This window comes from Ruegeria sp. BHSA163 (genome assembly GCF_059613365.1).
The window spans coordinates 58,033-82,880 of the sequence record NZ_JBXWSJ010000016.1; the positions used below are offsets into that span (position 1 = coordinate 58,033).

Sequence of the window (24,848 nt, forward strand, 5' to 3'; positions counted from 1 at the left end):
GTAGAAACTTGTCCTTGAAAGTGCGTTCTGGGAGTATTCGTAGTGAACGGCATGTACATCGTCGTGTAGAACTAACAACGGACGACAGACAAATGGTCTCTGAGCGAATCGCGTTCAACCGCGCTCTGCAGCTTCGCCCCTTCCTTGATCTGTTCGAGAAGCGCGGCGGCAAGGCTGGCCCTGTTCTCAAGGCGGCTGGGCTTGACCAGGTCGATCTCACCGACCCGGCTGCGATGATCACCGGCAATGCACTCTACAAGGCCGTCGAGAAAATGGCCGATGTGCTCAACGACCCGTATTTCTCGGCGCGCGCAGCTGAGACATTCGTCGAGGCGGGCCCCGTCTTTGTCCGGGAGAGCTATGCGATATCCCACACCCTCGCAGAGTTCCTACCGCTGGCTATTCTCGAACTCGACCGGCAGATCAACAACGTTCGATACTCCCTCCAAATCAATGCAAATGTCACCGTGATCCGAGCTGAGAGGACTTTCTTACCGGCAGCACCCGTCGTTCAGGCAGATGCCGCCACTGCGAGCCTGTGGTTGACCCTCCTGCGGTTAGTGACCGAAGACGATTTCAATCCGTCTCGCATAACAGTTACGGCGCAGGAAAACGCAGGTATTCCGCTGGATCTGCTTCCGAAGTCTTCTTTCTTGAAACGAAAGTGCAACAGTGTTCAGATCGGGTTTCCCTCTGAGTGGCTGCAACGGCCACTAGCCCTGAACTGGAAAATCCCGCCCACCTCGCGTGGAGAGTTCCGCGATACTTCCCCGCGCGATGCGATCCTGAAATGGGTCGAAAAGGTCTGCTTCCAAAAGATTGGTGAGCGAACCTTCGGCCTCGAGGAACTCGCGCGTAACCTCGGCGTCCATCCAAAGAGCCTACAGCGCACGATGTCTGAATTGGGCACCTCGTTCCAAGAGATCCGCGACAAGGGGCGTAGAGAGAGGGCCCTAGAAATCATTGACAGCGATAGATCCGCACCGAACGAGGAGATCGCCGAGTTGCTTGGTTTCTCCGGTGCAACAAGTTTTTCCAGAGCGTTCAAAAGGTGGACTGGTGTCACACCGAACGAATATCGGCGAAATCAGTGACTCGTTCCCTGCTCCCTTGAGCCAAAAGAAAACTTGGAAGATGAGGTCCTCGTTGGATCAGTTTGGAGAAGTTGTAGTGCGACGTTAATAAATTAGCCGACGGCATTAATTGGTGGGTTGCCAAAATCGATGCAATCTCTGCAACTGGCAGTTTTGTTGTATATTTCGGAGTTAGCAATGCATGGTCGTGAATGTCCGGTTTGCGCTGCCGGTTCAACCGATGGCCGCAACACGCTCCTCGAACTTCTCCGCGAGTGAGAAGTAATTCAAGGTTATTCTCGGCCGCTCGTTGAGCTCCCGGGCGACGGCGTCGAGGTGTTCTCCGCGACGGGATGCGAGTTCGATCGCGAAGTTCGCCGCATCTGCATCAGGCTGCTAAGTCCTGTGTGGATGGCGTCTGCTTTGCAAGGACAAAATGCTCTGATTGCGCGGCTGGTCAGTACAGTCCTGTGTCCGGCCTTTGATTGCGGCATTTGCTTGAGCCGCTGGCCTTGATGGGTTCCGTGAACCTGGTCCCAATCGGCAAAGCGAACCTGAGAGTTCAGGACGAAGCTCGGGTTTTCCGGGTTCTCGGATGACCGCACGTGCCATCATGGCATTCGTCTTGCAATTCTTTTTTGTTCAGTGCCTCCGGTTATGCCGCTGATTGCCGGTAGTATGTTTCTTTGGTGAGGATCGCCCAGATGATCCGTGCGGCTTTGTTTGCCATCGCGATCGTGGCAAGTCGGACGGGTTTGCGCTCGAGGAGTTGCATGATCCAAGGATGCACGCGTTCTGGATAGCCGCGGGCGCGCTGTACTTGTGAGGTCATACCGATCACCAGAAGCCTTCTTATGTAACGGTCACCCTTCTTGCTAATCCGGCCGAGGCGTTCCTTGCCACCACTCGATCTGTTCAATGGGGTGAGACCAAGCCAAGCAGCAAACTCGCGCCCGTTCTTGAACTGTTTGCCGTCGCCGATGGTGGCGACGATGGCAGAGGCGGTGATTGGACCAACACCAGGGACGGTTCTGATCCGCTTGGCCCGTTCATCGATCCGCGAATGATACTCGATCAGTTTGTCGTAGAACACCACGCGCTCGTCGAGTGCAACAACCTGCTCGCAGAGGGTTTTGAGCATGCTCTTCGCAACGTCTGGCATGTCCGGGCAATCGTTGGTTTTGAACCCTTTGACGAAGCGCATCGCCGCCACCGGCCCGTTCCCGATTACATGACCAAACTCTCGAAGAAGACCCCGGATCACGTTCAGCATCTGGGTTTTCTGGCGCACGACAAGCTGGCGCACGCGATGCATTGTAAGAAGGGCTTGTTGTTCCTTCGATTTCACAGCGACGAACCGCATGGTCGGTCGCGTGACGGCCTCGCAGATTGCCTCGGCATCAACCGCATCCGTCTTTCCACGCTTCACGTAGGGCTTTACGTAAGTCGCCGGCATGAGGCGCACGTCATGGCCGATTTCAGTCAGCTCACGCGCCCAGTGATGTGCCGACCCACACGCCTCAATTCCGACGAGGCAGCTCGGCAGGGTCTCAAAGAACTTCAGCAATTGTCTGCGGCGGATCGAACGATTGAAGACAACCGTACCGTCATCAGCGATCCCGTGGACCTGAAAGACGTCTTTACCGAGATCCAATCCTATCGTCGTGACTTCCATGGTGGGGCTCCTTTCCTTGCAGAAGATGTCTTCTGCAGTTTGCCGCAAAGCGCGACGGTTGGCTGCAGACGCCATCCACCCCATCCGCATATGAGACGCTCGAAATCGACGCGGAGAAGGTCCGGTTTGGATTTCGGCCATTTTGACTATTTTGAACGGCCGCTTTCCGGAAATCGCGCTGTGGTGCGGCGATCAGCTACGAAATTCGGCCGTCGCGCGGAGGCCGATTTTGCCGCATCTGCGACCGGCGGAAATGTCCGCAAAGTAGACATTGGTTGAGATATGCGGAACGGCGGCTTCGAGCCCAAAGCGGACTGAAATGTGCTCGCCAAAAATGAAGTGCGGCGATAGATATTCTCTTGAGCGGTCTAACCCATCACTAAATGCATTCACCGCCATCGATAACCAAGGCTTGCCCCGTCATAAAAGCGGATTCATCTGAAGCTAAATAGACGATCCCATGGCCAATCTCTTCAACTGTCGCCCACCGACTCATAGGGATCGCCTGCTCGATGTAGCTTTCCAGTTTGGCACGGCCACCCATCTGCTTTTCGAAGCCTGCATTGAAAGGGGTGTCTACAAATCCTGGACAAAGGGCATTGAAACGGATTGCATGGACAGCGTAGTCGGCTGCCATCTGCCGGACCATCGCAACAGCTGCGTGCTTTGTAGTCGCATAGGCGATCATACCCCGGTCGTATTGAACCCCAGAATTGGAGGCCGTGACGATCACGCTGCCTCCACCTTGTGATTTCATATGGGGGACGGCTGCGCGCGCGGCAATGAAGTGAGCGCGGACATTCAATGCCCAAGAAGCATCCATTCCATCTGGTTCCACTTCTTCCAGCGTTCCTTCGATCTGCAACCCAGCATGAGAGTGCAACACGTCAAGCCGACCGAAGTTTTTTACTGCTTCGTCTATGGCTTTGGTAAGGGCATCGTCATCGGTCACATCAAGCTGTATGGCAGATGCTTGATCCCCCTGCGCAACGATCGCGGCCACAGTGGCTTCAGCAAGTGTTGCATCGCGATCCGTTACCACAACATGCGCACCCTCTTGTGCCATTGCCATTGAACCCGCCCGACCAATTCCTGATCCCGCGCCCGTCACGAGCGCGACTTTACCTGCAAGCCGCATTTCACTTGGCTCCTTTATTTAACTATTCGATTTTGAGGCGCCTCGGCGCAAAAGCAGTTGCGCTGCAACGAGCAACAAGAGCGACGCGCCCATAACCATAGTGCCGATGGCATTGATCTCGGGCGTTACGCCGCGCCGGATGGATGAGAATATGTAGATAGGCAGGGTTGTTTCTGAGCCAGCTACGAAGAACGCTATGATGAAATCATCAAATGAGAAAGTGAAGCTGAGCAGGAAGCCCGCCAAAATTGCCGGTGCTATCAACGGCAGGGTCACCTGCCGAAAGGTGCCCCAGGGCGTCGCAAAGAGGTCAGCCGAAGCTTCCATGAGGGCACGGTCCATACCCGATAGCCTTGCACGTACGATGATTATGACCAGCGCCATTGTGAACATGGTGTGTGCGGCGACGAGCGTGGGCATCCCCATGGAAAGTTGCGGGGGATTTGCTCCATCGGGCCATAGGCTCGCAAGAAGCGGGTTTAGCCAGCCGAATACGGTGACCAAGGCAATGAGTGTCGCGATACCGATGACGATACCTGGTATCATTATCGCAATATAAATCATCGCATCGAACAAAGTTCGGAGCCATCCCTTAACCCCTTGTAAAGCGATGGCCGCCATGGTTCCGAGTGTGGATGCGAGGCAAGCAGTTATGAATGCCGCAAGCAGACTGGTCTCGAGCGCGTCCATAACAAATGGGTTGTTGAGCGCTTTGCCATACCATTGGGTCGAGAACCCCATGAACTGGCTTGCGTGTCGTCCGGCATTGAAGCTGAAAAGCGCGATGATGCCGATTGGAATATAGAGAAAAAGGTAGACGCAAATCGCGTATAAGCGCATCGGACCCTCACATCAGCGAGACATCTTCGCGCTGGCCACCCAGGCGCGAGATGAATTTCATGTAAATTGAGACAGTGACAAGCATTACGACAACCAGCGTCATTGCGACCGCCGATCCGTACGCCCAGTTTCGAGACTGCAAGAACAGGTCCACCAGCGCATTTCCGACGAAAAACACTTTTCCGCCACCTAAGATCGCTGGGATCAGAAATTCGCCCATGAGTAGGATGAAGACCAGCATGCAGCCAGTTGCGATACCTGGTACCGACAGAGGAAGTGTTACCTGACGGAACGTACGCCACGGAGTAGAGCCGAGATCCGCTGAGGCTTCCAGAAGGCGTTTATCCAGTTTGTCCAAGCTTACAAAAATTGGGAAAACCATCAAAGGTAGATACCCATAGACAATCCCCACAAGCACAGCGAACGGCGTATTTATCAGGCGGACATCATCGATGCCGATCGACTCCAGTAAAGCGGGCAAGCCACGCCCCCCAAGGATGAAAATCCATGCGTATGACCGGATCAGGATCGATGTCCAGAACGGCACGATCACCAGGATCAACAGCGAAGTTTTCCACTTTGGTGAACAACGCACCGCAAGAAAGTAGGCGAGCGGGTAGGCAATTACCAACGCAGCGATAGTCCCCAGAGGTGCAAGGATCAAGGTGTTCTTAAACGCCGTCCATCGCGCAGGAAGGTTGGCATATTGTTCCAAAGTGAACGCTGGAACATAGCCTCCGGCGGCACCCCGTTCGCCAAAGGAAAAGACGAAGACGACCAGTAGTGGAAGTGCAAGCATTACCAAAAGCCATATTCCTGCCGGTGCCAGCAACAGTGCTTTTCTGCCTCGTTCGGTCATATTGTCCTCGTCTTTTCCGATATTGCGGCCTTGCCGCTTAGGCCGACTTGAAGCGGGCGAGCAACTCGGCACGGTTTGGATCGGTTAGCGTAGCCGCCGCGCCAAACTCGAGCGCATTCAGAAGGTCAGCTGCCGGATAAAGGATCGGATCTTCCAGCAATTCCTTCGGCAGCAACGCATTGGTGCGAGCATCAGCCGATGGATAGCCATGAGCGAGAACTTCTTTCGCATTAACTTCCGGGTTCAGCAGGAAGTCGATCAAGGCATAAGCGGCATCCATATGAGGTGCGCCCTTAGGAATAGCGTAGTAGTCGGACCAGAGTTCACCGCCCTCGGCTCCCAGAACGTAGGCGATTTCAGGCATGTCGACATTCATCTGCTTGCCGTCACCTGTCCAGCACATCGTCATCCACGCGTCACCGTTACGCATCGGTGGCTGATAATCCGACGAGATTGCAAACAGATGCGGTTTAGCATCCAGCAACAATTTCTCGGCATCCGCCAGTTCCTTCTCATCGACCGAGTTGAAGGAGTAGCCGAAGTATTTCAGGGCATTACCGATGGTGGTGAGTTGGTAATCATGCACCATTGTCCGACCTGAGTAACCTTCCATAGTAAGGTCCCAGAACTCTTTCCATGTGGTTGGAGTCGGAGCGCCGTCAAGCTTACTAGTATTCACTGCAAAGCCGGTCGTGCCCCAGTTTTTCGGCACCGCGTAAAGCTGGCCATCGACAGAGCCGGCATCTGAAAAGCGCTGTTCGAATGAACCTGCGTCGTAGTTTGGCAGTTTGGACGTATCGAGCGGGATGATCAGATCTTCGCCCACATACGTAGTGATCGTGTAATTGGTTGGAACGAACACGTCCCAGCCAGACCCTCCGGCTTGCAGTTTTGCCAACATCTCTTCGTTCGAGCCAAAAACATTGACCTGAACGTGCGCGCCAGTGGCTTCCGTGAAGGCTTCGAAGTTCATCTCGTCATGGTAGTTCGGCCACGTGGCGAGGATCACTCGGTCGCCAATGTCTCCGGCAGCAAATGCCGGGCGTGGACGCAACCCAGGCATAGCCGTGCCCAGAACGGCCGTTGCCATCCCAAGACCTGTCACGCCCAAAAAATGTCGCCGTGTGACCGAACCCTTTTGGTACCGGCGAAGCTCTTCCATGAACTTTTGCTTGGAAATAGTCCCATTATCCTTGGTCATTGTGAACCTCTCTGTTGTTGGACTGCGGGATTTGTTAATTTTCCAGGATCAGCAGTGCGCCTTCGCCCCATGAAACAAAGGCCTGTTCTCCTGCATTGAACGTCCCCTCGTTCAATTCCGCTTGCCTTGGCACAAGTACGTGGAAATCACCCAGTGCTTCGTTGCGCGCAAGGTATTCTGTGTGCTCCCCAAGGAAGATCCGATTTTGAATGGTAACTGGCAGAGCAATTTCAGCTGCGGGCAGCGCGCGGGTCAGCGTGATCTGTTCAGGACGGATACTGACGCACACTTCCTGCCCTGCATCTATTGGAATCTCCGGAGTTCCGTGCACCTTTTGGCCACTCGCTAAACGCACAGTGATTTGGTCGGCTACTGCGTCAGTTACAGTTGCATCAAAGAAATTCGAGGTGCCTACAAATCCAGCTACGTAACGGCTGCGGGGCATGTCATAGAGTTCGCGTGGGCTGCCTACCTGCACAATACTGCCGCCTTCCATCACACAAATTCGGTCGGACATTGAAAGCGCTTCTTCTTGGTCGTGCGTGACGAGGACAAAAGTTATTCCCAGTTGTCGTTGCAGGTTCTGCAGTTCAAACTGCATTTCTTTTCGAAGCTTTCGATCCAGAGCAGCCATTGGTTCATCGAGCAGCAAAAGCTTGGGCTCATTTACGATCGCACGCGCCAAAGCTACGCGTTGCTGCTGACCACCAGACATCTCCCAGATGCGACGTGGGCCAAACCCACCAAGACGGACAGTTTCCAGCGCCTGCTTAACCTTTGTCACGATTGTTTGTTTGTCTACGCGTGGTCGTTGTTGGCGCAGGCCGTACGCGATGTTGTCGAACACGCTCAGGTGAGGAAAAAGAGCGTAGTGCTGAAACACCATGTTGACTGGGCGATGGTGCGCATCCAAGTCGTTGACGACTTCGCCATCGAGCAACACCTGACCTTCGGTTGGTTTCTCGAAACCCGCCAGCATCCTAAGTGCAGTGGTTTTGCCGCAACCAGATGGGCCTAAGAACGACAGGAACTCTCCTTTCCCAATGGAAAGATTCAGGTCTTTGGCAGCGACCACATTCCCGAAGGTCTTAGTCACTCCGCGGAGTTCCGCAATCGTCTGCATGGTGACGCTCATGTCAAAGCTCATATACTGCCTTTTTCCTTTTGCTTGATTTTTTGGCATTTACTGGCATACCACTCAAACAGGGAAAAAGTAACAATAGCTCCGATTAGCTGTATATACCACAATTGGGGTATAGAGCTGCTTTTCGAAAATCTGGAGCAGCGTGTGTACGATTGGATGGAAGAGGCCGGCAGGGTCGTGGAGAAGATCGGAACCCAAGAATTTCCATGTGCTTTGGCAGATGGCTTGCGGCAGGTCGCACCATTCGATTTTACAGTGGTGTTTGGCCATGTCGGAACCGAAGCACCTATAGACCTTCACGACGATTTTCCCAAAAGCAAACGGCGTATTTTTGTTGAGGATTACCAAGCAGGGCCCTACGTACTTGATCCGTTTTTTTTGGCCGCGACAAAACCGATAACACCGAGTCTGTACCGCATGCGCGATATCGCACCAGACAGGTTCTATCAGGGCGAATACTATCGCAGCTATTACAAAAGGACTGGGTTAGCAGAGGAGATTGGCTACTTTATCGATATCCCAAGCACTGGGATGGTTGTGGTCTCGCTTATGCGATCAGTGAAGCCTTTTTCAGCCAAGGAAATTCGTGATTTGCACGCTCTATGGCCGCTCGTTCGGGCAGCCTGTTGCAAACATTGGAGTGACTTTCCAACGATGACCCGCGGCGCCGCAGCGAATGGCGTTAGTCGTCGCGTCGATCTTGCTTTCCAGGCATTTGGCGATGGCGTTCTGACGCCACGAGAAAGAGAAGTCGTTGAGTTCACGTTGAAGGGCCATTCGGCAGAAGCTGTCGGCACAATTCTCGGCATCTCTCCAGGCACAGTCCGCATCCACAGACGCAACATTTACGCGAAACTTAGGATCAATTCGCAGGGTGAGCTTTTTTCAAAGTTCATTGAAAAGGCACTTTAAAAGGTTCCTTGAACACCCACTTTGTCCGTATTGCCGACCTTGCTACCGTGTGATCCGGAACGCCCCAACCATTGGCACGACACCGTCTGATATTTACGCTCAAGGTCGGGCCCGAACTAGTCAGTACCTGCCGGGATACATACTCATCATACTTTGGACATCGGCATCGCTGGAGAAGGCGTCCGGGTTGCGGGAAAGAACCTCCCAGATGAATTCCCGCCGGGCCCGGGCGTCATCGGGCTGTGTTTCCTCAGAGCGGGGGCGCGGTGCGAAGTTGAATACACGCTGGATGAAGCCAAGAGCCTTTTGAAGCGGCGGGACTGTGCGGGCGCTGGTCATGAATGCGTTCATCTCTCGGGCCTTTTCTGCTGCTGCGAAGGTTCTCCCACTGTAGTGGATGCGGGATTTTCGGGTATCGGCCGCGGCGATGTGCTATTCTACAAAAATGAAGAGCGCATTCCGGAGCTGGTCAGAAATTAGGGTCTTTCTTGCCGTCGTGCGCGCGGGGTCCACCTTGGCTGCCTCGCCCCAGCTCGGCATGGCCCAGCCAACTGTTGCGCGCCGCATTGAGGCGCTTGAGCATGAGCTTGGCGTAACCTTGTTCGAGCGGGACACGCGCGGCTTCCGGCCGACCGAAACAGCACGAGCGATCCTGCAGAAGGCGGAAGAAATCGAAGCGGCGGCGATCTGTCTGGCCGAGACAGTCGAAACGTTGCGCAGCACCAGGCCGATCCGGATCACGGCCTATTCCGGCAACTTCTCACCCCGGGTCGCAACGATCTTCAACGAGTTCTCTTTGCTCCGCCCCGATGTCAGATTCGAATTCCTGCCCAGCGTCGAAGTCCTGGATCTATCGGCTGGCGAAGCGGATATAGCAATGCGCGTGACAAGAAGCCCTCCCCATCCAGACCTCATCTGCCGCAAGATCAGCACCGCGCGTTACGCGCTTTTCGGATCCCATTCATACGCCGAAAAACACGGGTTGCCGACCTCGGTCGAAGATTTGTTCAACCATACGTTTGTCAGCTTCCTACGTGAAGGCGTGCCGTCAGCCTTTCACGATTGGCTGATCCGCTATGCGGAACCTGATCAGATCAGGCAAACCTATTCCGAGCTGGATCTGATGCATGCCGCCATCCGGTCGGGTCATGGCCTTGGCATCATAAACGTGAAACTTGCCGAAAGCGATGACACGCTCATTCAATGCTTTGCGCCGCTCGAGGAGATGAACTCGGAGCATTTGATGCTGATTGCGCCAGAGGCTTATCGTCGCCCCGAAGTAAAGGCCTTCGCGAAGTTCTTCGCGCCCCGCTATGCTGCCATTTTCAGGTAGAAGCTTCCCGTGAACCGGAATAATGAATTGCGGTCAGTCACTTTGATTGCGTTTTCATCCGCACACCGACTGTCTATGAATTGCGCCCCGAGCGACCGCTCTCCGGCTAACCTGCCTACGCTCCCTCAAACGGAAATTCCCGTTGGTCACGTCCGCTTCCGACTAACTGCGGTTATAAACTCACCCGAGGCAGACGACCGCTCCGCCCGCAGACCAGACGTTCAAATGGTCTTTTGGCGCCGCGGTGCAGCTAATGGCAACTTTGTCCGCGACTCTGCCTTTCAATGCAGACCTTCAGGCGAAATTTCTCGGAATGACCACCAACAATGACCGCTATCCGTTCCTAAGCCGTCGTCTGACGAAAAGACTCAGATGACTGCCTTGAGCCCAAAGCCGCAATTCAAATAATTAAGTTGGTGACCGCTATAAATTCGGGCTCCAGACCGATTTTAGCCAGCGTCTCGTCCCGAAATTTCTCGACGATGAGATACGCGTTCTTAGGGAGACCATGCAACTTGGCCAGATCGTGAGCGTCTTGGAATTTCAAAGTCACTAACTTCTGGCCGGAATTTAAAGTCAGAAAGAAACTAGCACTTATATGGGTCAGCTTTTCTAGTTGAATTAAGACAGTTTCTAATTTGAATTCCATCAACCTTTTAAACTGTACTAATGGACCCAAAGCCGGTTCGAACTACCTTCACGGCGTATATGTGATATCACGCTATACAGCAATTAACGGCCAACTTACCGAATGGCACGCGAAAGGGAATTAGTTATTAGGAGCTACGTAAGCGCAACAATTTATGCAAGACGCTTTTGGTTTACGCTGATTGCGCTATCGGTAGTTTTGGCATTTACCCCAAATTCTGGAGCGATCGCTCAAGAGCGGTTAGATGAATCCGCGGCATTGGATCTGGCTGCTCTAAACAACGAGAGCCCACGCGCAACACTCAGAAAGCTACTAACTCTGCGAGCTTCTCTGGAAGATGCAGTCGAAGTCTATCGAAATCAACGAAATCGAGCGAACGGAAAACGTGTTAGGGAATTGATCAGCGACCTGTCCTCGTTAATCGACCTTTCCAAAGTTCCGCCCGCAGCACAGCAAATTACCAGTATCGAGACAGTCAGTTATCTATTGAACATTATTGCTAGAGTGCCGCTGCCAGAATTATCGGATGTGCCTGGTGTTGATTCCTTTGACAGCAATGGTCGGGGGATTTATCGAATTCCTGGCACCCCTTTGAAAATTGTTCAAATGATGGATGGGTCGCGTGAACTCGAGTTTCTATTTAGTTCGGACACGGTGCAGGTTGCGCCCCGGATCCACAGCTCAGTAATTCATTTTCAAACAAAGCCAGAGGTCCGCATAGACGACTGGCGCACGGAATTATTGCAGGGCACGGGACCGATGATACCTGGTTGGTTGCAGAGAAACGTCCCGTCAGCACTTACAAAAAGTATTTTAGATACACCATATTGGAAGGTAATAATCGGTCTGGTTGCCATACTTTTAGTCTCATCCGCACTGATACTCTGGCATAAGGTGACACGTAATTATTCCACCAAAAGCGTACTTTCCGGCACGCTGTTGCGAATTCTATCTCCAGTTGTAGTGATAATCGCGGCCAGTTCTCTAGCTCGATTTTTTGAGAATCAATTGTTGGTAGTCGGGCGCCTATCGTCGCTTGTTAGTTTAGTTCAAACCTTTGTCACCTACATTGCGCTAGCATACATCGTCTGGCTTTTAGTTATCGCTGCGACGCAAGGATTCATGCAGCGTGTAAATAGCGAACAAGAAAGCATAGACAGAAACATGATTCGACTGATCGGTCGGGTTATTGGCGCAATCGCTGCGATCATCGTCATCGCTTTCGGAGCTGACGCTCTCGGGCTTCCAGTCCTAAGTGTCATGGCCGGTTTGGGCATCGGCGGGATCGCGGTCGCCTTGGCGGTCCGGCCGACACTTGAGAACCTGATTGGTGGTTTTATTCTTTACATAGATCGGCCAATCCGGGTTGGTGATTTTTGCTCATTCGGTGATAGAAGCGGAACGGTCGAGACGATCGGTATACGCTCGACGCAGATTCGTGCGCTAGATAGGACACTTATCACAATCCCCAATGCTCAGTTTGCTGACATGGAGCTGATAAACTGGGCCGAATGCGACCAAATGATGATCGATCACGTGATCGGTTTGCGCTACGAGACTGGCGCTGACCAGCTGCGCTATGTCCTGGCCAAGATCCGTGAAATGTTCCTCGGGCACCCAAGGATCGACAACGATACGATCCGCGTGCGGTTCTACGGCTACGGCGCAAGTTCGCTAGACATCCATATCCGGATCTACGCACGCACGCGGGAATGGAATGATTTTTATGCTGTCCGTGAGGATGTGATGCTACGCATAAAGGACATCGTGGAAGCTTCCGGTACAAGTTTCGCTTTTCCGTCTAGCACACTCTATTTAAGCCGCGATGCCGGGCTCGATTCTGAACAAAGCACCAAGGCCGGCGACGAAGTTGACAAGTGGCGGCGAAGCAACCGTCTGCCTTTCCCCAGCTTTTCCAGTCCGGACGAAGCTAAAATGGAGGATCAGCTCTCCTATCCACCAATTGGGTCACCCGACTATGCCGCGACGAACGAAGAACTCGCTAGTGGTGGTGAGAGGCTTTCGGCAGCTGATCCCGAAGAAGAGTCTTGTACCAGCGATACTAGCTCTTCACAGAAGACCTGACCTGTGAGCTACACATCAACTATGCATCGAAGAAAAGCCACTAGTGCAAACGGCGAAGCGGTATTCATTTAGTCTGACAGTATTACTGCCCAGTGCCGCGCGGTAGCGAACGGCTAATTTGTCCGCAGATCAGTCGTTCACAGCGAACGACCGCTCTGAGCCCAAAGCCGAAGTTCAGAGGCCAAGAGTTTCCGACCTATAGGTCGGTTCCACGAGGTGAGAGCAAAAGAGCGAGGTGGGCGGCTTGTTTCGTATCACTTGTCAGTCCTAGCGAACACGGAATTCACGATGCCAAACGACCAAGGAGCCGCAACATACCACTGGTCATCAGTTGATTTCTCAGGGTCGAGATAGAGGAAATGGCACAGATCGCGCCCCTGGTGCACGGAGGGGATGTTTCGGCATACCTGATCGCCAACAATCCTCCACGTTCCGGACAATGGTATTCCATTCATCCAATCAAAATTCATCACTATCGTTCCATCTGAATTTCGTTCCTCTGAATAAGGAGCGCCGAACGGACCAACGGAATGCTGTTCGTCGAAAGCATCTGAATGCAAACGAACCAATTCATCATGAGCAATCCGGTCGGCCTCGCGGCCGTCGCCAAAGTTGAATGGCCACTCAGGCAGTCCCGATCCCAACATCGCTTCTTCGAACACGGAAAAAACGTGCGGATCCTTGTAGATTGCAAACCAAGGCTTCATCCAGTTTAGATTGAGCCAGACATTGTTTGCCAGAAACAACTCCATGTAAGCCTGTGCAGCCTTGGTGTCCCCTTCCCGAAAATTCGCCTCTGCGAGGTTCCGATGGTGCTGCTCACGTAATTCTTCTTCTGGGATACTGTTCAGTAGCTCCAACGCTCTTCTGCTGTCGCCAGCGCGCAAGTAGTTCCACGCCAGATCTCCCTTTTCGCCAGAATTTAGCCTTGGCGATAGTCGCTCATACTCTTGAAATTCCGCAATTGCGCCTTCGTAATTTCCTTCGGAGGTCAGGCTCATTCCGAGAACAAGGCGCAGCATAGAATTGGTTGGATTGTTGAAAACGGAGCCCCTCGCCAGAGCAAGAGCACGGTCGGGTTCGAGTTGCTCTAAGAGAGCACGAACCTTTAGGGCTGTGGCTTCAGGATTGCGCGGATCGCCTTGAAGAACCTGCTCAATCAATTCGGAGAATGTTGTCTTAGCGTCAAGTGTAAACTTAATCGTATTGAAGCTACCCTCCCATATCTGAAAATTGGCTTCGGCACTCCCCAGCTTAGCGTCGGTGAACTGCGGGTCCATCGATATTGCCTCGTCAAACAAAGGAAGCGCTTTTGCGATGTCTGTGAAGTCTTTACTATCTAGAAGCCTCTTGCCACTGGCATATGCCACGTAAGCCACAGGGTTTTGCGTTGGTCGGTTTTCCAGAATGTTCCGCTCAACTTCGTTGAGCTTTGCCTCCATTGCGCCTGCCGCTTTCAGCTTCACCCTGACAAGCATGTCCAGCAGTTGATGAGCCTCTCCCTGAAAAACCTCCTCCCAAACCACGCCGTCGCCCGACGCCAATGTATCCCGAAGTCGAGCGTGAAGTTCAATTACCCCGTGTTTCGATTTTGCTGAACCATCCAAGACGTAACGAACGCCCAGATCCCGTGCCACTTCACTTTCGTCGACGTCGATTCCCTCATAAGATTTTGCGATACTGTAAGGCGCCATCTCCAATTGCTTCAGACGCTCAAAAGACAAATGTAAGTTCTCTGTAGCTGCATCAGCGAATACTTGTTCCGAAGGGGAGTCGGCTTCGAACGGAACGACTAGAAGCCTTGAAACCTGGGGTTCTTCCTTAGGAAAAACAAAGATGTATACGAGTAAAGCCAGACCAGCCGTAGCGCATATAGCAGCGCCCGCGAATATGCTTTTTCGCTTGAATACTGCCGACTTGGGTAATGGGACAAACTTTCCTGCATCGTTATTGTCCAGCAATACGCGATAGGCGCGAACGGGTTGCGCAATATTCTTGACGAACTGCTCACCCACATCAGCGAAACCCAATTCCACCTTGCCATTTACATTTCTGAAGACACCTTCGGAGATCATTATACCGCCGCCGTCAGCTAAAGCTTCGAGCCGGGCAGCCAAGTTTACGCCTTCTCCAAAAATATCTTCGTTATCGACAACAATTTCGCCGGCGTTGACGCCAACGCGATAAGCAATGCGTTTGTGTTCTTCGCTGTCGATCTCGAGATTTGCAATGCGACGTTGAAATGCAGCTGCCCATGTAACCGCGTTAACGGCGCTATCAAATTCGATCAACGCTCCATCGCCAGTTGTTTTGACGATCCGACCGCCATGTTCTGATGCCAGTGGCTCAATCACTTCCTTCTGAATGACCTTCTGACGCGCGAGCGTGTCCGCTTCGTCCTGTTCGATCAACCGACTATACGCGACCATATCGATTGCGGCGATTGCAGCTAACCTTCTGATCCCGTGTGCGCCCTGCATTTCTTCTCCGAGGAATTCTCGAATTTTTGAAGTTCGTATGCATAGTAAACACAGAAACCAGTGGGCCGTCACTAGGGTGCTAAGCTGTTCCAACCGAGAAAGCCAACGTCGGTTATGTCCGCAAGGCAGACGTTGGCGTTTTGCAATGTTGGGTCTGCTATCCGTCCATTAGCGGACATCTGACCAAATAACTCAGATGACCGTTCCGAGCCCAATGCAGACATCTTCGAGAACGGCCGCATGATATTGGAGCACCAGTTGTGAAAGTACTGCGTAACGGAAACTGATATGCAGACAGATGTCGACCTGCTACATTTCCATGTACCGGAGGACTAAATGGAGCGACGTTTGTCGGCGATATTTGCCGCTGACATGGTGGGCTATAGTCGGCTCATGGAGGCCGACGAAGAAGGCACGCTCAGTCGTCAAAAATGCCATCGCGTTGAGTTGATCGACGTAAAGATTGACGCGCATCACGGCCGCATCGTCAAGCTAACAGGCGACGGCATGATTGCAGAGTTTCCGAGCGTCGTCGAGGCCGTGCAATGCGCGGTTTCGATTCAGCAGGAAATGGAAGCCCGAGAGGCCGACGTCCCCGAAGACCGCAAGATACGCTACCGTGTTGCGGTCAATCTTGGCGATGTGATTTTGGAAGATGGCGATGTCTACGGTGACGGTGTGAACATTGCCGCCCGCCTTGAGGCCTTGGCTCCGCCCGGTGGAGTGATAGTCTCCGGGACAGCATACGACCATCTGAAGTCCAACATCGAAGTCGGGTACGAGGACATCGGCGAACAGCAGCTCAAAAACATCTCGCGCCCCGTGCGGGCCTATCGTGTGGAGCTTTCCGGTGCCGCCGACCTTGCTAAATCCGAATTGGCCACTCAGTCCGGCCGGAAACCATCGATCGCCGTTCTTCCTTTTGCCAATCTATCCACAGACCCAGAGCAGGAGTTTTTCGCCGATGGTCTGACTGAGGATATTCTGACGGCGCTAAGTCGATACCATGAGCTTTTCATAATTTCGCGAAACTCGACTTTCGTCTACAAAGGCCAAGCCGTGAATGTACCCGAAGTGGCGACAAAGCTTGGTGCCCGCTATGTAGTCGAAGGTAGCGTCCGTAAAGCCGGCAATCGTGTTCGTGTGTCAGTCCAGTTGATCGACACGGTGAGAGATGCGCATATCTGGGCAGACCGCTACGATCGGATTTTGGACGACATTTTCGAGATTCAAGACGAGATCACCGCTTCGATCGTGTCGACGCTGCCCGGCCGAATTGAACAAGCAGAGCACGAGCAACTCAGGCAAAAAAAACCATCCAGTCTGGCCGCCTACGAATGCGTTCTAGCAGCCAAAGTCCTGCATCATAGAAGCGAGAGCGCGGCCAACGCCAAGGCACAAGATCTCATTTCCCGCGCTATTGAGCTTGAGCCGACCTATGCCCATGCGCATGCTTGGAAGGGCTGCATTCTTGGTCAGGCCTGGGGTTACGGATGGTGCGAGGACAAAAACGAAACCATTTCTATCGCTGCCCAATCCGTGAAACGCGCCGCCGGCCTTGACGACAATGATGCTGACGTTCATCGGTTACTGGCCGGTTTGAACATTCTCACAGGAGACATGGCAAAGGCGCTGCGCCACCAGGAACGCGCAGTTGCTCTCAATCCGAACTATGATCTTGTGGTCGTGCAAATGGGTGAAGTCCTGACTTGGCTCGGACGCGCGGAGGAAGGCATTGACTGGATCAAGCGCGCCATGCGGTTGAACCCACACCATCCCCCGAGGTTCTGGAGCCATCTCGGACGTGCCTATTTCACCGCTCGGCGATACAGCGAGGCAATAGATGCCTTCAAGCAGATGTCATCACCCGACATCGTCCTACATGGGTTCCTTGCGGCGGCTCACGCCCACCTAGGGGAGGCTGAAACAGCAAAGGAGCATGTCGCGAAGATTCAAGAATTGGATCCTGCCTTCGACTTGCAGGCATTCCTTGAGACGATGCATTACGACGATCCGGATGATCTTGAGCACCTCCACGACGGGCTTGCTAAAGCCGGATTGGGCGTCTGCTAAATCCCTCCAATGCACGGCCACGCCCTGACGTGCAAGAGGGTCTTGTCAGAAGAACTTTGCTTGAGCGGGGCAGGGTGTTTGCGTAGCGTTTGGGAATGAACAAACCTGCCTCTTTCAAGTATTTCAAAACCAGTCCCGAGATCATCCGCTTGGCGGTGATGCTGTACATCAGGTTTCCGCTTTCCTTGCGGAATGTCGAAGATCTGCTGCACGAGCGAGGCATCGACGTGAGCCATGAAACCGTCCGCTACTGGTGGAACAGGTTCGGCCCAATGTTTGCCTCCGAGATCAGACGAAAGCGAGTCCAGCAACTGCGCGCGTTCTCGAAAAGTAAATGGCACGTAGACGAGGTTTTTGTGAAGGTGAACGGCAAGAGACACTACCTCTGGCGGGCCGTAGATCATGAGGGCGAAGTGCTCGAAGCAGTCGTTACCAAACGCCGAAACAAAGCTGCCGCATTGAAATTCCTCAGAAAACTGATGAAGCGGCACGGTTGTGCGGAAGAGATAGTGACGGATCGCTTCGCTTCCTACAAGGCTGCACTTAGAGAAATGGGCACGCTCGAAAAACAAAGGACGGGTAGGTGGCTCAACAACCGGGTTGAGAATTCGCACCTTCCTTTCCGACGACGCGAACGCGCCATGCAGCGTTTCAGGCGCATGCGAAGTTTGCAGAAGTTTGCCGCCGTTCATTCCTCCATTTACAACCACTTCAACCAGGAACGATCTCTCACTAGCCGAGACACCTTCAAGCTGACACGCAGCGCCGCTCTTGCCGAGTGGCGCGAACTTTGCGCGGGATAAAGGACAGCGTCACTGGCCTACCAGAGACGAGTTCGAATTCGTCTGACAGCACCTTGTAGAGGGAGATGGAGCGGGGCAGGGTGTCTTTACGCATCTGAACCAGCGTTATCCGCAGCTTGTCAGAGGCCTGAAGACGGGTGGAAAAGGCAAAGATCAGAGGATGTCTCTTCATTCGCCCACCATTGAGCGCGGCGAGGTTCGTATTCGGTCATCGGCACCGTTCCGGGAAACCTTCGTCGCCGAGTGTGCGGCTTTCCCAAACGGCAAGCACGACGACCAGGTCGACAGCCTCTCGCAAGGGCTCCTGGCGATCAGCCGCCGGCTCCCACAGCTTCGGCATTGCTCAAGATATAAGGGGTAAGGGCGAAGTCGGGGCATAAGTGGTCTAGCGCAGGATCCTATCGACTTCCGGATTTTCCGACTGCTTGGGGTGTGCCTGACACTTGGCCACAACTTCTGGCAACCACAGGGGTATGGGTACGTATTGCGGATCTTGATACAAGCGTGGCTTCAGAACCCCTTGTGTCTGCTTTGGCAGCGAAAGCCGTCATCCGACAGTTTTTGTCAGATGACCGCGACGAGCCCGGAACGGACCTTCAGATGGGCTATATGCGCCGAGACGCAGCGAATGACCAATTTGAGCCCAACTTGGTCATATACCGTATACGTTGGCTGCCAAGTTTGCTTTGAACCGTTATAGTCCAATGCATGGAACGACGACTTGCAGCAGTGCTCGCGGCAGACATAGTTGGGTTCAGCCGCCGAATGGAGCTCGACGAGGTTCAAACGCTCAACGCCGTGCTGAAAATCCAGTCCGAGATTGTCGAGAAGCAAATCACAGGCAGGCGTGGACAGGTGGTAAAAAGAATGGGCGATGGCTGGTTGGCTGAGTTTGCGTCTGCCGCCGACGCCGTAAACTGCGCCCTGGCAATCCAATCGGACATGCAAGGTTCGGATCTGTCACTTCGGATCGGGGTAAACGTGGGCGACATAACCCACATTGACGGCGACATCTTCGGCTCTGGGGTAAACGTGGCGGCACGTCTTGAGACGGTCGCAGATAGCGGCGGCATCGCCATTTCTGCAGATGCTCAACGCCTTATGCACCGTGGGGTGGATGCAGAGTTCCACCCAAACGGTGTAGTAGACCTGAAAAACATTCAAATGCCAGTTGAGGTTTGGAGCTGGCCAGGACCGCTCTCCGCTTTGACCGGGACACCAGTCGGCATGAATGGCAAACCCAAGCTCCACTTGAGCAACCTAGAAGGAGGAAATGCTGCGGCGGTTGAAATGGCGTCTGCGTTGCGCGCGGACTTGAGCCACGCATTCGGCCGTCAAACCGGATTGGAACTCGTTGCCGTCAAAAGCGACGCAGACTTTAAACTTGGTGGTTCCATTCGGGTTTTGGGCGATCGTTGGCGCGTGCTGATTGAACTCGTGGAATGCGCCACGGGCACGTGTGTTTGGACCGATCGAATTGATGAAGGAGGCTCAGACGCTTTCGACATCCAGGATCGCTTGTGTCAGCGCGTGGCCGGATCAATCCGAATTCGACTTCCAGCCCTACTGGCGGAAAAATTCAAGCACAAATCTCCAGAAGACATGAGCGTTGAGGAACTACTCAACTTTGCGATGGGCTGCAACTTCACATTTACCAAGGAATCTTGGGAGCTTTCGCGATCCTTGCTGCAAAGTGTTCTGCGCCTTGATCCAGACAACTGGATGGCAATGACAATGCTATGCTGGAATATAGTCAGCATGTCCCGAATCCTTGGCTGGCGAGACATGGGCCTTCAGCAAGTCGTAAAAGCGCGAGGACTGATCGATACCGCAACGAAAATTAGGCCAAATGACCACCTGATCCGGACCGTACGCGGGACGCTATCGCTTTTTGGGAACCACGACTTGCAAGCCGCGCGCATTGATTTGGAAGAGGCTCTGACGCTGAACCCCGACTACTATCACGCGATTAATACTATGGCCTTAATTAAGCTGGCCGAAGGCTCAATTGATGACGCAACCAAGTTGTCGCAAATCGCGCTTGCGTGCGACCCTGCCTATCCCTACCGGCATCTCTACTATCGAGACGCCGGCTATGTCGCGCTGGTAGCTGGAGATCATCCGCGTGCAGTCCAACAGTTAATGCGGGCCGACCACGCAGAGCCAAATTTGCCGGCGAATCTAGCGCTGCTAGCTGCGGCACTTTCTGTTTCTGGCGACACAGAAGCTGCACGCCAAAGACTAATGCATCTTAAGCAGATCGAAGCAGATTTCGATATGACCTCACTGGCCCGGCTCCCCTTGCGCGATCAATCTGCCGCAGACCGGATTTCGGATGCATTGCTCGTCTTGGACGCGTGACATGAGAGTTCTGCCCGTTTATACCTCCGGCGCTCTGGCCGGGGTCCAATATTAGTGCACCAAAAGACACCCGACTGCGCGGCGAATGACGGTTTAGTCCGCATTGCAGACATTGGGCGTAATTAACTGAATGTCTCCTTCGAGCCCAGAGCAGACGGTCGAAATTTTTGTGAGTTAGAACCAAAGCCCGAGGCGATTGAAGCCGATCAAACGAGAAGCCGTAGTCTTTTTGGGTCAGTTGCGGAATAGCTAGGGCAACAACATTCCGCGGATCATAAAAAAGAACATGGATGCAAGAGTAGCTGCTAAAGGGACCGTGATAACCCAAGCCGCTGCAATTCGGAGCAATAAGGTGCGCTTGACCAATTCGATCCGATGCACCCTGCCGAGAGCTTTCCGTTCTTTCTTAGCCAAGACACGGTCGGAGGAAGCCTGTGCCTTCATATCGCGTAATATCTCGCCCTTAGTCGTGACGTCAGCAGCTTCAAATCTCTCGAGGAATGCTTCAACCGCTTCTGGGTCATGGTCGGCGTGGTGCTCTCTAATTTCGTCCAACATGCGGGCGTAGCTGGACTTGATGTATTCGCGAAGGAATCCGACGCCGAATACACCCCCCACGGCGATATGGGTGGAACTGACTGGCAAGCCTAGCTGTGAGGCGACAATAACCGTAATCGCCGCCGCCATCGCGATGCAATATGCGCGCATTTTATCAAGTTCGGTGATCTCGCTTCCTACGGTTCGGATCAATTTGGGTCCATAAAGCGCGAGACCGAGAGAAATGCCTATGGCTCCAACCGCCATTACCCATATCGGAATAGAGGCTTTCGTGGCCACGGCACCGGCGGCGATCGCTTCGTTGATACCCGCCAGTGGGCCCACTGCATTAGCGACGTCATTGGCACCATGAGCAAAACTCAGGAGCGCTGCTGCAAAGATAAGCGGAACGGTGAAGAGATCGTTCACGCTTGATTTTTTATTTTCCAGACGCTTTGTCGTGTTTGCGACATACGGACGAATGAGAAAATAAACGACGATTGCAAGCAACAGGCCAATCACCAGCGCTGTAGGGAAGTCGACCTTCACCAACTTCTTTACACCTTTGAGCATCAGGTACGTGCCAAAGGCCCATGCCATTACAGCGACAAGTAATGGCACCATTTGGTTGGCCGCAGTCAATACGTCCGATTTATAGGTGATCGTGCGTTTGATGATGTAAAGGAAAGTTGCCGCAATAACTCCTCCAAGTACGGGAGAAATAATCCAGCTCGCCGCGATCATCCCAACCTGGTACCAGTCCGCTATGCTCCAACCGGCCGCAGCTATTCCAGCCCCAAGTACGCCACCGACGATTGAATGCGTTGTGGAAACCGGGGCACCGACGGCTGTGGCGAAGTTCAGCCACACCGCTGCCGCGAGTAGAGCTGCCGTCATCAGCCAGATGAAAGTGTCTCGGTCCGCCACCAAGTCCGGGTCGATAATGCCTTTTTTTATTGTGCCGACAACATCGCCCCCCGCAATCATGGCGCCGCCTGCTTCAAAGAAAGCCGCAATCAGGATAGCGCCGGTCAAAGTAATTGCTTGGGACCCGACGGCGGGGCCAACATTGTTCGCCACGTCGTTCGCGCCAATGTTCATCGCCATGTACCCACCGATCATTGCGGCGACGATCAAGAGCACTCCGTCTGTTCCGCCTTCCGATCTGGCCATTGCTACCAGCATGATGCCGACGATGAAGAGCAGAGCCGTACCAAACCGGAACAGTTCTTCGCGGTTTAGGCGAACTGCTTTTTCTACGCGTTCAGTTCTCAGCATGCACGGTCCAACGGTCTCAAGTAGCAATACAGTTCAAACAATTTGGGCAAGTAGAATTTCTACGCCATGATTTGAATCAATGAGATATGTACGTTGCGGTAATAATAACACCGAGGTCAGAAAGCGCCCGGGTTTGGGATGTAATATCGGCTAAGAACCGTGGCGCTATACGAATATTGGTCGAGGTTAGTGTGCGGTCTTCCTGCAGGTCGATAACCGCACCATTCGGTGTTTTTGTGATCCAGAATTTGGACTGATTGAATGATCAAGTACTACCTACCGGTCGCAATTGGCGCGCTACTAATTGCCTTCTGGGTAAGTCCTGACGCGCAGATTGTTGCAGCTGGTATCGCTATTTTTTTGTTTGGCATGCTGATGCTTGAAGACGGCTTCAAGCTACTTGGAGGCGGTACATTAGAACGAATGCTTCAGCGCGCGACACAGTCCGTTTCGCGATCGCTCTTATTCGGTTTTGTCTCTACTGCGTTGTTGCAGTCCAGCTCACTGGTTTCGGTTATCACGATCTCATTTTTGAGTGCTGACCTTATTTCTCTGATAGGTGGTGTGGGGATAATCTTTGGTGCCAATATCGGAACGACGACGGGTGCGTGGTTGGTCGCCGGGCTAGGATTGAAGGTAAATATCGCAACTTACGCCATGCCAATTATCGGCCTTAGCATAATCCTTGTATTTCAGAAGCCGAAGGTGCTCCGTGGCATTGGTTACGCCCTTGGTGGACTGGGATTTCTGTTCTTGGGCATTCATTACATGAAAGAGGGTTTCGACGCGTTCAAGGACCAGGTCGACCTAATGCGATTCGCACTGCCGGGATATTGGGGACTGGTGGTCTATTGTTTATTGGGGACTGCCGCGACCTTGATTATGCAGTCGAGCCACGCGACGATGGTGCTTACTCTCACCGCGCTTGCTGCTTCACAAATTAGCTATGAAAACGCACTGGCTCTGGCGATCGGGGCTAATATTGGAACCACGATTACGGCGATTATTGGCTCGATCAGCGCCAATTTTCAGGGCAAGCGATTGGCATTGGCGCACCTGATCTTCAATACAATCACTGCGGCGGTAGCTTTGGTTTTCATAGTCCCACTGCGTGAGATGGTTGACCTGATCAGTGGTGCCGTGGGCATCGGCGCGGAAGATTATGCTCTGAAGTTGGCGGTGTTCCATACCATCTTTAACGTGCTCGGCGTCTTGCTCATGTTACCATTGATGCGAGAGCTGATCTCCTTTCTTGAACGCAGTATCGTCGAACCAACCCCGGATTTCAGTCAACCGCGTTACCTGAACGATGCGGCCGATGATTTCCCACAAACTCTTGAGATCGCACTTCGAAAGGAAGTTATGCATCTCTACGAAAACGCGATGATGTTGATCTTGCATGGCTTGAACCTGCATCGGAAGGATGTTTTTGGCGCGAACAGCGTTGCAGAGGTTGTTCGAAACAGTCGAACACCTTCCGACATGGATATCGAGGAAAGTTACCGACGCAAGATCAAGACGCTCTATTCCGCCATTGTCGAATTCTCGACGCGCGTTGGGGAAAAACGTGTCGAACCAGACGTGGCAGAACGAGTTTACGCACTGAGAGATGTGGCAGGCGACATCGTTCAAGCGGTTAAGTCAGTTAAACACCTGCGCAAGAACATCTTGCGCCACACTGTACGGTTTTCCGGGAGTGCAACCGAACTTTATGATGACCTCCGTACTGAAATTGCCAGAATACTCGTCGAGATTCAAAAGCTTGAAGACGCAGAACCGGAGGAGCGTAGTGCACTCTGGCTTGATCAGGAACGTGCACAAGTAGAAGAAGACGCACAGACCGCTGCGCGCCGTGTAGAACAGCTCATTCGAAAAAACCAACTCACTCCCGATGCTGCAACTTCATTTCTCAACGATTCGGACTACGCCTATAGCGCGATGCGTAAGCTGATCGAAGCAGCGAGAACCTTTTATATCGAACGAGACAACGCTATGGCCGAAGTTGAACGTTTGTTGGCTTTGGAAGAAGAAGAACTCGGTGAGTATGGGACTGAGAACGACGCGCTGTCTAAGGAAGACGAATCCGAAAAACGTCACAGTCAAGTCGTAGAAAGCAAATAGTATGCTGAGATTGTGCAACGGTCTGCGGGGGGCATTCAGATGGCACTGAAAAAACTTGCCGAAAAAATGGCTGAGTACAACTCGCGCCTTGAGGCAGGCAAAGCGGAGAAAATTAAATCCAGCCATGTTCAAAGGGTACTAAAGAAGCTTCGCAAGAAAGCAACTGATCTTGAAGCCGAAATTCATGTGGAGAAAAATCCTGACAGGAAAGCCAGACTAGTTCGAAAACTCGGAACAGCGCACGAGAGTATAAAACGGGCGGAGTGGCTATTGAGCGAGATTGACT

Annotated in this window: 20 protein-coding genes; 10 read left to right on the forward strand and 10 right to left on the reverse strand. The window is 53.1% G+C overall.

Annotated features, from left to right (window positions below):
• Positions 1-92: 92 nt before the first annotated feature.
• Positions 93-1,094 (forward strand): AraC family transcriptional regulator, encoded by a 1,002-nt coding sequence (locus AC2FNV_RS09635; protein WP_209599455.1) that lies wholly within the window; start codon positions 93-95, stop codon positions 1,092-1,094.
• Between the two features lie 634 nt (positions 1,095-1,728).
• Here the strand turns inward: AC2FNV_RS09635 and AC2FNV_RS09640 are convergent.
• The 6 genes from AC2FNV_RS09640 to AC2FNV_RS09665 all read right to left on the reverse strand — a co-directional run bounded on the left by AC2FNV_RS09640 (position 1,729) and on the right by AC2FNV_RS09665 (position 7,921).
• Positions 1,729-2,748 (reverse strand): IS110 family RNA-guided transposase, encoded by a 1,020-nt coding sequence (locus AC2FNV_RS09640; RefSeq protein WP_209599476.1) that lies wholly within the window; start codon positions 2,746-2,748, stop codon positions 1,729-1,731.
• 379 nt (positions 2,749-3,127) lie between these two features.
• Entirely contained in the window at positions 3,128-3,886 is a 759-nt protein-coding gene (locus AC2FNV_RS09645; protein ID WP_170474106.1) for an SDR family NAD(P)-dependent oxidoreductase, read from the reverse strand.
• 18 nt (positions 3,887-3,904) lie between these two features.
• The gene (locus tag AC2FNV_RS09650; RefSeq protein ID WP_170355768.1) at positions 3,905-4,726 is read right to left on the reverse strand and encodes an ABC transporter permease; all 822 of its coding nucleotides are present in this window, start codon (positions 4,724-4,726) and stop codon (positions 3,905-3,907) included.
• A 7-nt stretch (positions 4,727-4,733) separates the two neighbouring features.
• A complete protein-coding gene (locus AC2FNV_RS09655; protein ID WP_170474111.1) occupies positions 4,734-5,585 on the reverse strand; it encodes an ABC transporter permease in 852 nt (283 codons plus the stop codon).
• Between the two features lie 37 nt (positions 5,586-5,622).
• On the reverse strand, positions 5,623-6,786 hold the full coding sequence (locus tag AC2FNV_RS09660; RefSeq protein ID WP_171176818.1) for an ABC transporter substrate-binding protein: 1,164 nt from the start codon (positions 6,784-6,786) through the stop codon (positions 5,623-5,625).
• Between the two features lie 34 nt (positions 6,787-6,820).
• Positions 6,821-7,921 (reverse strand): ABC transporter ATP-binding protein, encoded by a 1,101-nt coding sequence (locus tag AC2FNV_RS09665; protein WP_254447886.1) that lies wholly within the window; start codon positions 7,919-7,921, stop codon positions 6,821-6,823.
• Between the two features lie 153 nt (positions 7,922-8,074).
• On the opposite strand from AC2FNV_RS09665, the gene AC2FNV_RS09670 reads away from it, so the two are divergent.
• Positions 8,075-8,842, forward strand: coding sequence for a helix-turn-helix transcriptional regulator (locus AC2FNV_RS09670; RefSeq protein ID WP_367648646.1), 768 nt, complete (start codon positions 8,075-8,077; stop codon positions 8,840-8,842).
• A gap of 120 nt (positions 8,843-8,962) precedes the next feature.
• Here AC2FNV_RS09670 and AC2FNV_RS09675 read toward each other — a convergent pair whose 3' ends face one another.
• Positions 8,963-9,181 carry a hypothetical protein gene (locus tag AC2FNV_RS09675; protein ID WP_170474118.1) on the reverse strand — a complete coding sequence of 73 codons (219 nt, stop codon included), beginning with the start codon at positions 9,179-9,181 and terminating at the stop codon, positions 8,963-8,965.
• Positions 9,182-9,287: 106 nt separating this feature from the next.
• Here AC2FNV_RS09675 and AC2FNV_RS09680 point away from each other — a divergent pair, with 106 nt between their 5' ends.
• Complete coding sequence (locus AC2FNV_RS09680; RefSeq protein ID WP_170474121.1) at positions 9,288-10,175, forward strand: LysR family transcriptional regulator; 888 nt, start codon at positions 9,288-9,290, stop codon at positions 10,173-10,175.
• Between the two features lie 907 nt (positions 10,176-11,082).
• Positions 11,083-12,909 carry a mechanosensitive ion channel family protein gene (locus tag AC2FNV_RS09685; RefSeq protein WP_496773125.1) on the forward strand — a complete coding sequence of 609 codons (1,827 nt, stop codon included), beginning with the start codon at positions 11,083-11,085 and terminating at the stop codon, positions 12,907-12,909.
• 254 nt (positions 12,910-13,163) lie between these two features.
• On the opposite strand, the gene AC2FNV_RS09690 is transcribed toward AC2FNV_RS09685, so the two are convergent.
• The gene (locus AC2FNV_RS09690; protein WP_496773127.1) at positions 13,164-15,389 is read right to left on the reverse strand and encodes a tetratricopeptide repeat protein; all 2,226 of its coding nucleotides are present in this window, start codon (positions 15,387-15,389) and stop codon (positions 13,164-13,166) included.
• 336 nt (positions 15,390-15,725) lie between these two features.
• Here AC2FNV_RS09690 and AC2FNV_RS09695 point away from each other — a divergent pair, with 336 nt between their 5' ends.
• Both AC2FNV_RS09695 and AC2FNV_RS09700 read left to right on the forward strand, forming a co-directional pair.
• Positions 15,726-17,462, forward strand: a complete 1,737-nt coding sequence (locus AC2FNV_RS09695) for an adenylate/guanylate cyclase domain-containing protein (protein ID WP_496773129.1) — start codon at positions 15,726-15,728, stop codon at positions 17,460-17,462.
• 95 nt (positions 17,463-17,557) lie between these two features.
• Positions 17,558-18,265: an IS6 family transposase gene (locus tag AC2FNV_RS09700; protein WP_496773130.1), complete on the forward strand. Its 708-nt coding sequence runs from the start codon at positions 17,558-17,560 to the stop codon at positions 18,263-18,265.
• Here the strand turns inward: AC2FNV_RS09700 and AC2FNV_RS09705 are convergent.
• Positions 18,210-18,437: a hypothetical protein gene (locus tag AC2FNV_RS09705; protein WP_496773140.1), complete on the reverse strand. Its 228-nt coding sequence runs from the start codon at positions 18,435-18,437 to the stop codon at positions 18,210-18,212. The genes AC2FNV_RS09700 and AC2FNV_RS09705 overlap by 56 nt on opposite strands.
• On the opposite strand from AC2FNV_RS09705, the gene AC2FNV_RS09710 reads away from it, so the two are divergent.
• Positions 18,360-18,626: a hypothetical protein gene (locus AC2FNV_RS09710; RefSeq protein ID WP_496773138.1), complete on the forward strand. Its 267-nt coding sequence runs from the start codon at positions 18,360-18,362 to the stop codon at positions 18,624-18,626. The genes AC2FNV_RS09705 and AC2FNV_RS09710 overlap by 78 nt on opposite strands.
• Before the next feature lie 347 nt (positions 18,627-18,973).
• Positions 18,974-20,626, forward strand: a complete 1,653-nt coding sequence (locus tag AC2FNV_RS09715) for an adenylate/guanylate cyclase domain-containing protein (RefSeq protein ID WP_170608155.1) — start codon at positions 18,974-18,976, stop codon at positions 20,624-20,626.
• Between the two features lie 249 nt (positions 20,627-20,875).
• Here the strand turns inward: AC2FNV_RS09715 and AC2FNV_RS09720 are convergent, their stop codons facing one another.
• The gene (locus AC2FNV_RS09720) at positions 20,876-22,441 is read right to left on the reverse strand and encodes an inorganic phosphate transporter (protein ID WP_170474662.1); all 1,566 of its coding nucleotides are present in this window, start codon (positions 22,439-22,441) and stop codon (positions 20,876-20,878) included.
• A 261-nt stretch (positions 22,442-22,702) separates the two neighbouring features.
• On the opposite strand from AC2FNV_RS09720, the gene AC2FNV_RS09725 reads away from it, so the two are divergent.
• Together AC2FNV_RS09725 and AC2FNV_RS09730 are read left to right on the forward strand one after the other, a co-directional pair.
• The gene (locus AC2FNV_RS09725; RefSeq protein ID WP_170608153.1) at positions 22,703-24,562 is read left to right on the forward strand and encodes a Na/Pi cotransporter family protein; all 1,860 of its coding nucleotides are present in this window, start codon (positions 22,703-22,705) and stop codon (positions 24,560-24,562) included.
• A gap of 39 nt (positions 24,563-24,601) precedes the next feature.
• On the forward strand, positions 24,602-24,848 hold a 247-nt coding region (locus AC2FNV_RS09730; RefSeq protein ID WP_170474667.1), incomplete at its 3' end, for a hypothetical protein.

Coding starts and splice junctions, on each gene's coding strand:
- AC2FNV_RS09660 (WP_171176818.1), bottom strand. CDS start 6,786: ATGACCAAGGATAATGGGACTATTTCCAAGCAAAAGTTCATGGAAGAG.
- AC2FNV_RS09640 (WP_209599476.1), bottom strand. CDS start 2,748: ATGGAAGTCACGACGATAGGATTGGATCTCGGTAAAGACGTCTTTCAG.
- AC2FNV_RS09695 (WP_496773129.1), top strand. CDS start 15,726: ATGGAGCGACGTTTGTCGGCGATATTTGCCGCTGACATGGTGGGCTAT.
- AC2FNV_RS09645 (WP_170474106.1), bottom strand. CDS start 3,886: ATGCGGCTTGCAGGTAAAGTCGCGCTCGTGACGGGCGCGGGATCAGGA.
- AC2FNV_RS09635 (WP_209599455.1), top strand. CDS start 93: ATGGTCTCTGAGCGAATCGCGTTCAACCGCGCTCTGCAGCTTCGCCCC.
- AC2FNV_RS09655 (WP_170474111.1), bottom strand. CDS start 5,585: ATGACCGAACGAGGCAGAAAAGCACTGTTGCTGGCACCGGCAGGAATA.
- AC2FNV_RS09720 (WP_170474662.1), bottom strand. CDS start 22,441: ATGCTGAGAACTGAACGCGTAGAAAAAGCAGTTCGCCTAAACCGCGAA.
- AC2FNV_RS09650 (WP_170355768.1), bottom strand. CDS start 4,726: ATGCGCTTATACGCGATTTGCGTCTACCTTTTTCTCTATATTCCAATC.
- AC2FNV_RS09725 (WP_170608153.1), top strand. CDS start 22,703: ATGATCAAGTACTACCTACCGGTCGCAATTGGCGCGCTACTAATTGCC.
- AC2FNV_RS09700 (WP_496773130.1), top strand. CDS start 17,558: ATGAACAAACCTGCCTCTTTCAAGTATTTCAAAACCAGTCCCGAGATC.
- AC2FNV_RS09675 (WP_170474118.1), bottom strand. CDS start 9,181: ATGACCAGCGCCCGCACAGTCCCGCCGCTTCAAAAGGCTCTTGGCTTC.
- AC2FNV_RS09680 (WP_170474121.1), top strand. CDS start 9,288: ATGAAGAGCGCATTCCGGAGCTGGTCAGAAATTAGGGTCTTTCTTGCC.
- AC2FNV_RS09705 (WP_496773140.1), bottom strand. CDS start 18,437: ATGAAGAGACATCCTCTGATCTTTGCCTTTTCCACCCGTCTTCAGGCC.
- AC2FNV_RS09665 (WP_254447886.1), bottom strand. CDS start 7,921: ATGAGCGTCACCATGCAGACGATTGCGGAACTCCGCGGAGTGACTAAG.
- AC2FNV_RS09715 (WP_170608155.1), top strand. CDS start 18,974: ATGGAACGACGACTTGCAGCAGTGCTCGCGGCAGACATAGTTGGGTTC.
- AC2FNV_RS09690 (WP_496773127.1), bottom strand. CDS start 15,389: ATGCAGGGCGCACACGGGATCAGAAGGTTAGCTGCAATCGCCGCAATC.